We start from the raw sequence: 13,360 nt of genomic DNA on the forward strand, positions 1-13,360 counted from the left end.
TGGTCAGGCGTAATTTATTTCATTCACTGATGTTTGAAGGTGCTTTTGGGATAAAAGAGGTGTTGTATACATAGTGGAAAAACATAGGAAAGTGTACGTGTGAGTAAATGGTAGTTTCTAGTATATCAAGTATATAGGACGTGCTGCTTATAGAGCAATCTTTACTCAGATAATAATCATAAAGACAAAATTTAAAGTTTAGTGTGTGGGCCTATTGAATTATCTATATTCAAACCGATGGTTCCTATTACCCAACTCGATCATAAATGATACCTTTTACAGCTGCTGAAAAAAAACTGCCCCCAGTCATCTTAATGACTATAGGACAGCTAATCATACATTATTCGTTACGCAGTGCGTGAATGGGGCGAAGTCGTGCGGCTTTGTTCGCAGGCATCATTCCAAAAATCACGCCGATGAGTAAGGAAAAAATAAAAGAAATCAGTACCATATCCCAAGCAATGGAAACAGTAAGTGCAGAGTATTTACCCAGCAGCCAACTGCCCGCGACACCAATGCCGACCCCGAGCACCCCACCCAAACCGCTGAGCACGATGGATTCAATCATGAATTGAGCGAGGATATCGAATTTTTTGGCACCAATTGCTTTACGGATACCAATCTCACGTGTTCTTTCATTGACAGATACGATCATGATGTTCATGATTCCGATGCCGCCGACAAAAAGCGAGATGCCTGCTATGCCTGCAAGCGCCATGGAAAGTGTATCTGTTGTGGAATTGACAGTTTCCAGCATTTCCTGAGAGTCAAACACGCTAAAAGCATTATCCGCATAATTGAATTTAGCATCAAGCGTACTTTCCAGTTTTGCTTTTGCGGCTGCTACAGTATCTGCTGAAGTTGTCTTAATGGTGATGGAACGTACGCCTTTGCTTTTTAATTGGCGTTCTGCAGTGCTTATAGGAATGAGTATGATATCGTCGTTGGAACCACTTAGACTGGAGCCTTTTGTTTCTAAAAGCCCAACGATTTTATAGCTAATTCCGTTTAACTGGACCTTTTGCCCTACAGGATTGTCTGTACCGAATAAATCTTCGGCCGTACCTGAACCGATCAACGCTACCTTTTGCCGGTATTCGTTATCAATATCAAGTAAGAAGCGGCCCGCCTGTACATGAAAATCCTTAACCTCCTCATAAGAGGGGGTGATTCCTTCTACAGTTACACTAACGTTGTCCGTTTTATTCTTGGCTGTAGCATTGCCGCTGATTACAGGTGCTACATTTGCTATGCCCTCTATATCCCCTAGAGCAAGGGCTTCCTCATAGGTGAGAGAGGTAGTCGCCCCACGGCCAGTAATGTTTACAGTAAGTTGGTTTGTGCCTAGTCCGTTTAGCTGCTCTGTGATCTGTGAAGTAGTTCCTTGCCCAACAGAAACAAGAATGATGACCGAAGAGACTCCAATAATAATCCCAAGCATCGTTAAAAAAGCTCTAACCTTACTGCTGTTGATGCTCTTCAGGGCCATTCGCATGCTTTGGTACAATTTCACCCCGCATTCCTCCGATCTTCCACGAGGTTGCCATCCTGAATACGAATAATCCGCTCCGCTTGTTTAGCTATTTCCAGATCATGTGTGATGAGGATAATGGTATGTCCTTGCTTATTCAACTCACGTATCATTTGCATGACTTCCTGCCCCGTTCGCGTATCCAGTGCCCCGGTTGGTTCATCGGCGAGTAGAATAGGGGGAGATCCCGCCATAGCCCGGGCAATCGCTACCCGCTGTTGCTGTCCTCCCGAAAGCTCAGAAGGGCGGTGATGCATCCGATCCTCCAGCCCTACTTTAATGAGTGCTTCCTGTGCTAGTTGTCTTCTTTCCCGATGGGGGAGGCCACGGTAAATCAATGGAAGCTCCACATTTTCAATGGCTGACAGCTTGGGGAGTAGGTTGAAATTCTGAAAGATAAAGCCGATCTTCTCATTGCGGATCGTTGCGAGCTTATTGTCGGATAACTTGCGAACCTCTTGTCCATCTAGAAGATAACTTCCTTCATCGGAGATATCGAGGCAACCAAGCATATTCATGAGTGTTGATTTACCAGAACCGGAGGGACCAATAATAGCTACGAACTCCCCCAGATCAATTGTAAAGGAAAGGCTATTTAGGACCGTCATGGTTTCTCCGGCCATTGTGTAGCCGTGGGACATGTCGTGAACTTCGATCAGAGGTGCTGAAGCACTCATCTGCCGCCACCTCCGCCACCACCTGGTGCGCTGCCTATACCACCAGCGCCACCTCCGGTGAAGCCGCCACCCCCACTAAAGCCACTGCCGCCGAAGCCAGCGCCACCCATACCGCCTCTAGTTTCCGTTTCCGTGCTGGTTGTTCCGGTTTTCGTAGAGATTACGGTAGGGATGATCACCTGGTCCCCTTCATGGAGTCCGCTGACAATTTCAATGCTGCTCTCATCATGGAGACCCACTTCGACAGTGACCATCTGTCCTGAGCTATTGCCGCGATTTCTTCCACCGGCAGCGCCGCCGCGAGCATCAGGAGCCCCGCTGGGCATAGCGCTGCCGCGAGCATCAGGAGCCCCGCTAGGCATTGGTGCTTGGCCCTCGCCAGTAGTTTTGGAAGTTGCGGCTGAACCCGCTGCTAGAGGAATAGAAACTGTGTATTTTCCGTTTCTTTCTTGTACAGCTTCAATAGGTACTGTTAATACATCCTTTTTCTCAGCAGTGGTTACTGAAACTTCCGCAGACATTCCGACAAGAGCACCTTCGGAGCTTGTTAGACCTATGGTAACATCGAAGAGGGAGACACCGTTTGAGGCGGTGCCCTCATTAGCTATTTTCGTAACCGTGCCCTTGAATTCTGTATCAGGCAGAGCATCCAATGAAATAGTGGCAGGCATCCCTAGCTTTACAGTAGGAATATCAAGCTCATCCACCTGCACAACTACACTTAAATTAGCATAATCGGTAATGTCGATGAGTTCAGAGCCGTCCATGGCTTTTTCACCGCTTGCAATATTAACTGTCGTTACAGTTCCGTCAATAGGAGCCGTTAACGGATCAGGAGGAAGCATATCTTCTTGGACAGAAGCTATTTTTTCCTGTTGCGCCGAAATGTCGGTTTTGGCCTTTTCAATCGAACGTTTGGCATTTGCCAGCTCATCTTCTGCTGCACCTGCCACGGCCAGCTTCTTATATTGCTCCTGCTTGTCCTCAAGATCGGTCTCAAGTGAGGCAAGTGAAGTTTGCTCCTGCTTGAGATTGTCACTCAGATCATTGCCTTCAAAGGTAATCAAAGTCTGGCCCTGTTTCACGAGATCGCCCTCTTTGACAAGAACCTCAGCTACGGTCCCGCTGTCCTTCGTTTTTACTTTACCAGTTTCTGTAGCAATCACGGAGCCGGCTCCGGATACACTAACTACGATATCGCCCTTTGTAACGCTAGCTGTATTAACAGGCACTTCAGCGGCTTGACTGTTCTTATCAGGTAACAATGTATAAACCAGCATTCCTGCTGTGGCTACAACTACTACTCCAAGAGTCCAGAACACTATTTTTTTCTTCTTCATTTCTATCCTCCATAGCTCATCATATTAATTGCCGGATGCATTGCTGGTGTCTGGATCTGTGCCAGAAGTAGAGTTGCTGTTCGAAGTCGTTGATGCCGCCTGATAAGTGACAACATAGGTTTGTGTTCCCAGCAGATTTCGATGGCCTTGGAATTCGTCGTATAGATTCAACCGGATTGCGCCGCCACCCAGTGTTTTGTAAAGGCTGCTTGTGAAGGTTGTGGTGTACGACTTGAAGTTACCTAATTGTAGATCTGTGCCAAGCGTTAATGGTTTTTCCATGCTTTGTCCTAAGGGGTCAATCAGCTCCAACACCAGTTTGTGTTCATAGGTGCCTGATTCATAAAGCGTGCTGGCTGACATGTTGTAGGTTAGGACAGTGCTGAGCGTATCTTTACCAGCGGTGACGGTGGCGGTTGCATTTGTAACGGATAGGGTATAAGGAAACATTTCCACGTTCAAAAGATTGCCTTTGGGCTCCACCCCCAGCTGGTTCAGTCCAAGTGATACCGTATTGATGTAACCCGTCGATTGGCCGCCAGGAGCGGTAAGCTTGCCTTCTGAAACACCTTCCCCGATATAAAGGACAAGATTCGCTGGATCTATACCTAGAGGGAGCTTACTCCAGAGGGTGACCAGGCTTTTTCCGTTAGGACCTGTGGAGGTTTTGGACTGGGTGACTTCGGCTTCATAATATTGATTGTCTTGTGTTTTGTAATAGGCTACGAGCTGAGCCTGTTCGGATTTACGCGATTCCTCACTGTTCATTTCCAGTTCTGTGTACAAGATATTTGAATCTGTACCTGGGTACACGAGAGTCCGGCGTACAAGTAATTCCGCTTTTTTACCTTCAAGCTCAAGATGGAAAGAATTTTCTGCTGCAACACTCTGTACTCGGCTGTCCAGTTGGGTAGTACTTAGAGAAAGGAAGTTAAGCTTACTTTCACCTGAAGTTTCTTGCAGGGTGATTTTTAATTGATTGAAAGTATAGCTATAAGGAACATTGGCTACGACATACACATCAGCCGATTCATTTGGACCGAGGATGGTTTGCGTACTTTCTGAGACAACCTGGGAAGTGCTGCTGATGTCACTTTCTCCAGCTTTGATGACACTTGTAAGCGTAGGAAGCTGAACAGAGGTTGATTTAGTGTTGCGGATGTTGATTTTAGCCACGATCTGGTCTTTTTCAGACCAAGGGAGTCTTTGAATGTTTGCAATTTTGACAACAAATGTACCGTGACTGTTCTCAATGGGGTATTCCGTGTCCTGCCAATTGTTAGTTTGCAGCGTGTAAGGAATCTGATAATAGGCGGCAGGAAAAATGATCTTGCCTTCAGCAGCCGGCTCAGTCATTTGCAGCTGCAATGTTCCTTGGTTGAGTGTGAGTGGTACGTCTGCGCTGAGTTCAATAATCTTTTCTTCAAGCGGTTTCAATGTTAGGCTGGCAAAATCCTTCGTATCCACCGGAAAGCTATACCCTTCAGCGGCTTTAATAGCAAGTTCATAGGCAGGCACATTCACCGCTTTGTTGCCGCTATTTTTGATGCGGAACTGTAGAGTCCACTTTGCGTTGCCATTGTCAGCATAGACGTTAGCCGTTTTCAGCTGTGTTTCGACTGTATTATTGCTGATTGTAAGCTTCTTCGTGACATTGCTGGCTACGACAAGATCCGGTGTTGTTGCAGCGGGGAGGTTGTAGGCGACAACCGGCAACGCTATTTTTAATGAGGCATCTTCTCCGGCAAATTGCAGCGACATGTTGTCTGTCTTCATATAAGAAGGGATTTCCGTCAAATAGTAGATCGTCTTCTTTTCTTGTGGCTGTACTTTATAGCTGGTGCTGGTGTCATCAAGTGCGAGTTCAAATACAGAACCTCCAGCGGAAGCGAGGTATCCTTTAAGTCCAGTATCACTGAGTACCTTGGTTCCTTGATTAGTGAAGCTAACGCCAACCTTGGCATAGACCTTACCGTTATATTTATAAATTTGCAGGCTCTCTGCCTTGGTGGTTACAGGGAGATTGTTTAGGGTGATCTTTTTACTCTGCCCTCTGGCGACAGCTTGTGAATATCCTGTTGGTACGGTGAAGTTCCCTAGCTTTTTTTGATAATCGGTGGTGTTGAAGTCCCATCCGTACAATGAAATTTTGACCCCGTTTAAAGAGGTGGATTTGCCGATGTTTACATAGTAGGTGATAGATTGACTGCTTTTCGCGGCAATGGATTGGATGGTTGCACTGCTGGTAATAGGGCTTCCTTGAATAACTGTACCGCCGCTAGTAGTTACTTTGGAGAAAAAGTCCACCAGATTGAGGCTAGCGTTGCTTCCATTAGAGTAGCTGAGTGTGTATGTAAGAATATTTCCGCCATCCTGAGTTAATAAGCTGACATCCGTCAGCTTTGCGCTGATGTTAGTCTTCAAGGCTATGGAGCCTAGTTTATCCAGAGCGGATACGGAAGCTGTTGTTGCAACTTTGGTGGATGTAGTCCCGGCCGAAGCGGCATGAGCTCCATACGCCGCAGACTGGCTAAGCACAGCTGTGCTTAGCAGCACCGCGGCTACTTTTTTTCTCCGTCCATGCATTTGATTTCCTCCCAATAGGATAGTTAATAGTCTGCGAAGGTGCACCTGAGTGGATAAGCAAGCCTTCCTAGTAATGGAAATTATCAAGCTCCGCTGAATGTTAGCTGAAAAAAAGTTCTGAAAATGGCTCTGAAGCTTAAAGCCAGCTTAAAAGAAGATAAAAATTAGCCTAATTTTGTCCAGCTTGTCAAAACGACAGATTTTGCATATAATAAAGAGACATATCTCTTGTAGTAAAGAGATACCTGACAATTAGCATGAATTGTGAAATGCAGTGATGGAGAAGAGTACACAGTGCCTGACTTACAGGGAGGAGACGCCGCGGATTGAGAGCGTTTCTAAGAAGCAGAGCTGTCGAAGTTCACTCCGGAGCAGTTCCCTGAATTCCTTAAGCTGTCTAATAGGGAAGGGTAGGGGATACCGGTCACAGACCGTTATTTCTGTATAAAGTGAGATAGGTATCTGTCCAGCCAAAAGAGGGAATGAAGCTCTTAAGGGGAACAGATCAGCTTGTCTAACAAGGGTGGTACCACGGTCTTTTCGTCCCTTACCGGGAGGAAAGGCCTTTTTTTGTTGAACTAGACAATGATTGAAGGGGGCTGTACACGGCCATGAAAGAGAAGTTGGAAGCATTGAAGGTTGAAGCGCTGGCTAAGCTGCAGGAGGTTATGGATCCGCAGGTATTAAATGATCTAAGAGTGAAGTATCTCGGTAAAAAAGGTGAGCTTACAGAGGTTCTGCGTGGTATGGGAGGACTTAGTGCTGAGGAACGTCCGGTAATAGGGCAAGTAGCGAATCAGGTTCGCAGTGCTATTGAGGAGATTATCGGCGCGAAGCAGGAGGCTTTTCAAGAGCAGGAAACCCAGCAACGTCTGCAGGCTGAAAAAGTAGACGTAACCTTACCGGGTCGCCGTATGCAGCAAGGGGGCATTCACCCGCTTAGCAGAGTCGTACAGGAGATTGAGGATATTTTTATCGGCATGGGCTACCGTGTAGCTGAAGGTCCGGAAGTAGAGACCGATTATTATAACTTTGAAGCTCTAAATCTGCCTAAGAATCACCCGGCACGTGATATGCAGGATTCTTTCTATTTAACGGATGACCTGTTAATGCGCACTCAAACCTCGCCGGTACAGATTCGTACTATGCAGGCTATGAACGGTGAAGCTCCTGTTAAAATCATCTGTCCGGGTAAAGTATTCCGCCGTGATGATGATGATGCAACGCATTCCTTCCAGTTCCACCAAATCGAAGGTTTGGTCATTGGAAGTAACATTCGAATGAGTGATCTGAAGGGCACCCTGCAACAATTTGTGCAGGAGATGTTTGGACCGAATACAGGCATTCGTCTTCGTCCGAGCTTTTTCCCATTCACGGAGCCAAGTGTTGAAGTAGATGTAAGCTGCTTCAAATGTGGCGGCGATGGCTGCAGACTTTGCAAGCAAAGCGGATGGTTAGAAATCCTTGGCGCCGGTATGGTGCATCCAAATGTACTGAAAATGGGTGGCTATGATCCTGCTGAGTACAGCGGCTTCGCCTTCGGAATGGGTGTAGAGCGGATTGCAATGCTTAAATACGGCATCGATGACATCCGTCATTTCTATAGTAATGACATGAGTTTTGTGAAGCAGTTCAAGGGCGTTTAGTTTTTGTGGGCGCGCTGGCTGATAGTGGCTGGAGAATGGCTTTGGAGCGTTCTCCCACAGGAAGCAGCGCGAACAACAGTGAAATAAATACATCTGAAACATAAAGGAAGTGAGCGGATATGAAAGTATCAACCGGATGGTTGGCTGATTATACATCGATTGAAGGAGTAACCGCCGAACAGCTAGCGGAGAAGATTACCGCTGCCGGCATTGAGATTGACGGCGTAGAGCGCCGCAATAAAGGCATTTCCGGCATCGTAACCGGCTATGTGAAATCAAAGGAAAAACATCCTGATGCAGACAAGCTGAACGTATGTATCGTGGATGTGGGCCAAGATGAGGATCTACAAATCGTTTGCGGTGCAAAAAATGTAGCTGCAGGTCAAACTGTACCTGTAGCAATGGTTGGCGCAAAGCTGCCAGGACTGGATATCAAAAAAGCCAAGCTGCGCGGTGTCCTGTCGCAAGGAATGATCTGCTCGGCCAAAGAATTGGGACTGAATGATAAATTGCTTCCAAAAGAGCAACAAGAAGGTATTCTTGTGCTGCCTGAAGGGACAGAGATTGGTCAGGATATCTCCAAGGTCCTCGGCTTAGATGACGAGATTCTGGAATTCGATCTGACTCCGAACCGTTCAGATTGCCTCAGCATGATTGGTGCTGCTTATGAAGTAAGTGCAATTCTTGGGCGTGAAGTTAAATTACCTGATCCAAAAAGCGAAATAATTGAGATCAGTGGTCCTGCTGCGGATTCCATTTCCGTCAAGATTGAAGATGAAGAATACTGCAGCCATTATGCAGTTCGTTATATTGCAGGTGTTAAACCTGCACCATCACCGCTGTGGATTCAGAATCGTCTGATGGCTGCTGGGGTTCGTCCAATTAATAATATCGTGGACATTACCAACTATGTGATGCTGGAATATGGACAGCCGCTGCATGCTTTTGATGCAGATAAAGTACAAGGTGGAGAACTCGGCGTTCGTCTTGCCCATGAAGGTGAAGTTTTGGTTACACTTGACGGTCAAGAGCGTAAGTTAGAGCCGCAAATGCTCGTTATCGCTGATGGAGTAAAAGCTGTAGGTCTGGCCGGAGTAATGGGTGGACGGGATACAGAGGTTACTGCTGAGACGGTAAACCTTGTTCTGGAATCTGCTAAGTTTGATGGAGGAACGATTCGTAAAACCTCGCGTCAATTGGGACTTCGCTCTGAGGCCTCCCTTCGTTTCGAGAAGGAAGTGGATCCAAGTGCAGTTATTCCTGCATTGAACCGTGCAGCAGTACTGATTGCACGTTATGCTGGCGGATCGGTCCATGAAGGCATCGTGCAGGCAGGAACTGACGCTGTCCAAGAGAAGGTTCTCACCTTGTCCTTAGAGAAACTGAATCGTTATCTGGGAACAGATTTGTCTTTGTTGGAAGTGAAGACATTGTTTGGCCGTCTACATTTCAAATGCGGAGATACCGCACAAGGGCTGATTGAAGTTCAAGTTCCAACCAGACGTGGCGATATCAGCTACGATGTTGATCTTATTGAAGAAATTGCCCGCCTGTACGGGTATGACAATATTCCAACGACTCTAATTGAAGGAATTACAACGCCAGGAGCACTAACTCACAAGCAAGCGCTCCGTCGTGAACTGCGTCGCCTATTGTCACATGGCGGTTACCAAGAGGTGATGGGTTACTCCTTCATCCAGCCGCAACAAAGCACAATGTTCCCTGAGTTATCAGAAGGAGCAGTAGCGGTAAAACTGGCTATGCCGATGAGTGAAGAACGCAGCGTACTGCGTACCAGCCTTCTTCCGCAACTCTTGGATATTGCCAGCTACAATACCAATCGTCGTCAAAGCGACTTGGCATTGTTTGAAATCGGCAACGTCTTCTTCACAGATGAAGAACAGTTGACTCGCCAGCCACGCGAACTGCCGGTGCTGGGGCTGCTGCTTAGCGGAAGCTTAACAGTGAAGCAATGGAATGTTTCGGCACAGCCTGTGGACTTCTTTGATTTGAAGGGTGCGCTGGAAACGGTATTTGCTCATTTAGGGCTGACTGACAAAATTATCTACGTGGGAGATAGTCCAGAAGGATATCATCCTGGGCGTTCTGCGTCGGTATATTTACTCGGAAACGAGGGCCGTGTGAAGATCGGAACGATGGGACAGATTCATCCAGATCTGCAAAGACAGCTGGATCTGGTGGATACTTATGCGGCAGAGATTTTATTGCAGCCGTTATATGAAAGTGCGCAAAGCCGTTTGCAATATAATGAGCTTCCGCGTTTCCCGGGAATGGAACGGGATATTGCTGTGGTCGTGGATTCCGCTGTACCAGCGGGCGATCTGCTGGCTTCCATCCGCGATAACGGAGGCACTTTGCTCCAGTCCGTCCAGGTATTTGACGTTTATACTGGCGGTAAGCTGGAAAATGGAAAGAAGAGCATCGCGATCTCACTGCTGTATCGTCATAGTGAACATACACTGACTGATGAGGAAGTAGGAGAGGTGCATGAGAAGGTATTAGCCTCTCTTCAACAAACTTTTGGTGCAGAATTAAGAAAGTAGCAGGAATTGTGTAAAGCCGCAGCGAATCCATTTAGAAACTGAGATTCGCTGCGGCTTTTTCTAGGTAGAGTGCAAAGCGGAGAATATCAGCCATAATCTATTGAATATTAGGGATTTTGCCAAATGCTTACCAAAAAAGCTACAATAGAAGAAGTGAAACTAGCTTAGAATCCGCACACATACAAAGGAGGGCACAACTGTGGCTATGGACCGGACACGTGTCGCCGTGGAGATATACGGAACTTCCTATAAACTCGTCGGAAGCAGTACTGAATATATGAAACAAGTGGCCCGTTATGTTGATGAACATATGCGCACGATTTCTAAATCTCACACCAGACTGGACACACCGCGTATAGCGGTGCTTGCAGCTGTACATATGGCGGAGCAGGCTATTCAGGTTCAGGACTTCAAAAATGAAATTAACATGATGACAGGTGAACGCAGTGAACTGCGATTGGAAGTATCTCGCCTGCTGGAGGTACAGCGGGAGCGGCAGGAAGAATTCGAGCGACTTGAAGCTGCGGCCAAAGAAGAGGCTGGGCGACTGATTGCTGCTGCGGAGGAAGAACGTAAGCGGCATTTGGAGATTCAGGAGAATGAACGCAAGGTACATGCGGAGCAGCTTCAGGAGGCAGTGCAAGCTGTGGAAGCCGCACGCAAGAAGCTGGAAGAAGAGTTGCTTGAACGCGAGATAGAGCTGCAAGCACTGCGGACAAGCTACGAAGAAGAGCAGGCAGCTAATCGTGAACATCAGCGGCAGGAACTGGCGAAGGCGGAAGCCATCCGCTTACAGCAGCTGGAGGAGCAGAAGGCTGCTCATCTGCAAGAGCTGGAGAACATCCGGGAGACGTTGACCAAGGAGAAGGCAGATACGCTGTCTGCTCTGCAGCTTGAGCTGACCGAGACCAAGTCAACACTGGAGGAAGAGCTTGAGGTTACCAAGTCTACATTAGGTAAAGAACTCGAAGATACCAGATTGACGCTGGGTAAAGAGCTTGAGGATACCAAGTTGACCTTAGGTAAGGAGCTTGAGAGTACCAAAGCGAAGTTGGGCAAAGAGCTGGCGGAAGAACGTGAAGCACTGCAGCGGGAGCAAACCAAGAATAAGGAACTGCGCCAGTCACAAGGCACTCAAGAGCATAGACATAAGCAAAACATTCAAGAGCTGGAGAAACAGCTGGCTGAGCTTCGTGGTGGGACAGGGCAGCTTCAGTCCAGATTACGTGCGGCTGAAGCCAGTCTTAAGAGTGAGCGAGATGCAAGACAGACGCTTCTTGGACAATATGAAGCGATTGTTAAACGTGAAGAACAGCTCAGTGAAGAGCTACGCACGGCTACTGAGCTGGGCACACTGTTGAATGAGGAGCTGGAAGAGTTACGCCAGCGTTATCAACTGTCACAGAATGAAGCTACAGAGCTAAGAGCGTCACTACAGGAGACGAGTGAGAATCTGCACCGTGTACAGGAAGAGCTTGCGGGATCAGCAGCAGAGGCGGCTAACTGGCAGGAGCTTTCGGATAAACGCATGGAAGATATTGGTGAACTGGAAATGAATCTGCTGGAGTCTGAGGAGAAATCCGTGTTGCTTCAGAAAGAGATCGACATGCTACGTGGGCAAGCCGATGGATTAGTACAGCAGCTGGATCAGGAGGTTCAGCTTCGTACAGATGCAGAACGCGAAACAGCGGTACTTCGGGAGCAAGGTATGCAGGTTCAGAAGGAACTGTCTGCGCTTCGTGTTCGTTATGAGGAATTGATTGCTCAATACGACGATGTACTGCAAGAAGGGGAACGCCTGCAGGAAAGATATCAACTGTTGCAGGAAGAAGGCGAAGAGGCAACACGACGCTTAGAAGAATTATCTGAAGCTAGTCGTGAAGCTGCTGCTGCTGTTGCTGAGCAACAGGAAGTGCTGAAGGAAGCAGAGGCGTACGGAGCTTCCTGGAAGCATAAGTACGAGGAACTATCCGAACAGCAGCTGCAGTGGACGGATCTCGAAGCGAAGCTGCGTGAGGAGATCGACATTTGGCAGCAGGAGGCCGGCGAGGCTGAGATGAAACAGGAAGCTATTGATCGTGAACGTAGCGAGGTGCTTCAGCAGCTAGGTGAAGTTGGTGAAAGCTATGAAATGGTTCAAGGACAGCTTCGTTTGTTGCAGCTCCAGTTTGAAATGCGTCAGGAAGAGCTTGACAAGCTGACAGATGAGCATCGTAACCTTAAAGAGGAATATGCCAAGCTACAAAATGAATATAATGAATGGATTCAACTGATCGAGCAAGACAGTTGAGTGCCGGATGCAAGTAAGAGAGCTGACCTGATGAGTAGAGAGATCTATTTCGGGTCAGCTCTCTTTATTAATGAGCTCAAATTAAAAAAAAACAGCCGAAATCAGGGGGAATCCCTAATAATCGGCTGTTTATGTGTAATCTATTCCACGATGATTGTAGCTCTCATTCCGCTATGTCCGGAGCCACACATAATGGAGCAGGTCATTTCGAAAGTTCCAGCTTCCTCGGGTACGATCACCTTTGAGGATTTTTTTTCATTAAGCTGCAGCTCGAACTCTGGAATAAGGATACCGTGATTGCCGTCATCATTTTTAAAAATAATTTTGACGGGAACACCCTTTTTTAGATGATATTCTTCCTGATCAAAGCTGTAATTTGTAGCTGTAATTATGAGTTCTGTTTCTGCCTCGATTTCCGGCTCCGATGTGTTAGCATTGCCCGCAGCACTATCATTGTTGTTACCACAGGCTGTAAGTGCTATAACGAACACCATTGAAAGTAGAATTGCAAATTTTTTAATAATCTAAATCCCCTCCCAAGAAGTCCAAGCATAGTGAAAATGTGACAATTATGTAGACATCATAACTTAAAATTTAAGTAAGCGCTTTGATGAAATGTGAAAAATATGTGAACAGGTAGACTGTTCAAACTTTGTCGTAAATTGCAAAAAAATGATGAAAATATAACTAAAATTTATTATAATGAAAGCTATTACATTAACGTAT

The 13,360-nt window shown here is 46.8% G+C and carries 8 protein-coding genes and 1 other annotated feature; of the genes, 3 read left to right on the plus strand and 5 right to left on the minus strand.

Translation table 11 applies throughout. The features are described 5' to 3' along the window. Window positions 1-340 precede the first annotated feature (340 nt). Genes MKZ09_RS09190 through MKZ09_RS09205 form a run of 4 tightly spaced genes read right to left on the minus strand, consistent with a single transcriptional unit; the run spans window position 341 to window position 6,134 of the window. Window positions 341-1,513, minus strand: coding sequence for an ABC transporter permease (locus tag MKZ09_RS09190; RefSeq protein ID WP_111503141.1), 1,173 nt, complete (start codon window positions 1,511-1,513; stop codon window positions 341-343). Continuing rightward, window positions 1,510-2,208 carry an ABC transporter ATP-binding protein gene (locus MKZ09_RS09195; RefSeq protein ID WP_076135911.1) on the minus strand — a complete coding sequence of 233 codons (699 nt, stop codon included), beginning with the start codon at window positions 2,206-2,208 and terminating at the stop codon, window positions 1,510-1,512. Before MKZ09_RS09195 ends, MKZ09_RS09190 begins: the two co-directional genes overlap by 4 nt. Then, window positions 2,205-3,548: an efflux RND transporter periplasmic adaptor subunit gene (locus MKZ09_RS09200; protein WP_076206350.1), complete on the minus strand. Its 1,344-nt coding sequence runs from the start codon at window positions 3,546-3,548 to the stop codon at window positions 2,205-2,207. Before MKZ09_RS09200 ends, MKZ09_RS09195 begins: the two co-directional genes overlap by 4 nt. Window positions 3,549-3,572: 24 nt before the next feature. Continuing rightward, a complete protein-coding gene (locus tag MKZ09_RS09205; RefSeq protein WP_076206348.1) occupies window positions 3,573-6,134 on the minus strand; it encodes a hypothetical protein in 2,562 nt (853 codons plus the stop codon). A gap of 265 nt (window positions 6,135-6,399) precedes the next feature. Further along, window positions 6,400-6,685 (plus strand) — a binding site (T-box leader). 60 nt (window positions 6,686-6,745) lie between these two features. Between MKZ09_RS09205 and pheS the strand changes: the two genes are divergently transcribed. The 3 genes from pheS to zapA all read left to right on the plus strand — a co-directional run bounded on the left by pheS (window position 6,746) and on the right by zapA (window position 12,634). Further along, window positions 6,746-7,780, plus strand: coding sequence for a phenylalanine--tRNA ligase subunit alpha (pheS, locus tag MKZ09_RS09210; RefSeq protein ID WP_076126387.1), 1,035 nt, complete (start codon window positions 6,746-6,748; stop codon window positions 7,778-7,780). A 119-nt stretch (window positions 7,781-7,899) separates the two neighbouring features. Further along, window positions 7,900-10,344: a phenylalanine--tRNA ligase subunit beta gene (gene pheT / locus MKZ09_RS09215; RefSeq protein WP_076206345.1), complete on the plus strand. Its 2,445-nt coding sequence runs from the start codon at window positions 7,900-7,902 to the stop codon at window positions 10,342-10,344. Between the two features lie 199 nt (window positions 10,345-10,543). After that, entirely contained in the window at window positions 10,544-12,634 is a 2,091-nt protein-coding gene (zapA, locus tag MKZ09_RS09220; RefSeq protein ID WP_076206343.1) for a cell division protein ZapA, read from the plus strand. 140 nt (window positions 12,635-12,774) lie between these two features. Here zapA and MKZ09_RS09225 read toward each other — a convergent pair whose 3' ends face one another. Continuing rightward, window positions 12,775-13,128 (minus strand): cupredoxin domain-containing protein, encoded by a 354-nt coding sequence (locus MKZ09_RS09225; protein WP_256715140.1) that lies wholly within the window; start codon window positions 13,126-13,128, stop codon window positions 12,775-12,777. Between the last annotated feature and the right edge of the window lie 232 nt (window positions 13,129-13,360).

It is taken from the genome of Paenibacillus sp. FSL R5-0908 (assembly GCF_038006245.1).
GTDB lineage: Bacteria > Bacillota > Bacilli > Paenibacillales > Paenibacillaceae > Paenibacillus_AQ > Paenibacillus_AQ odorifer.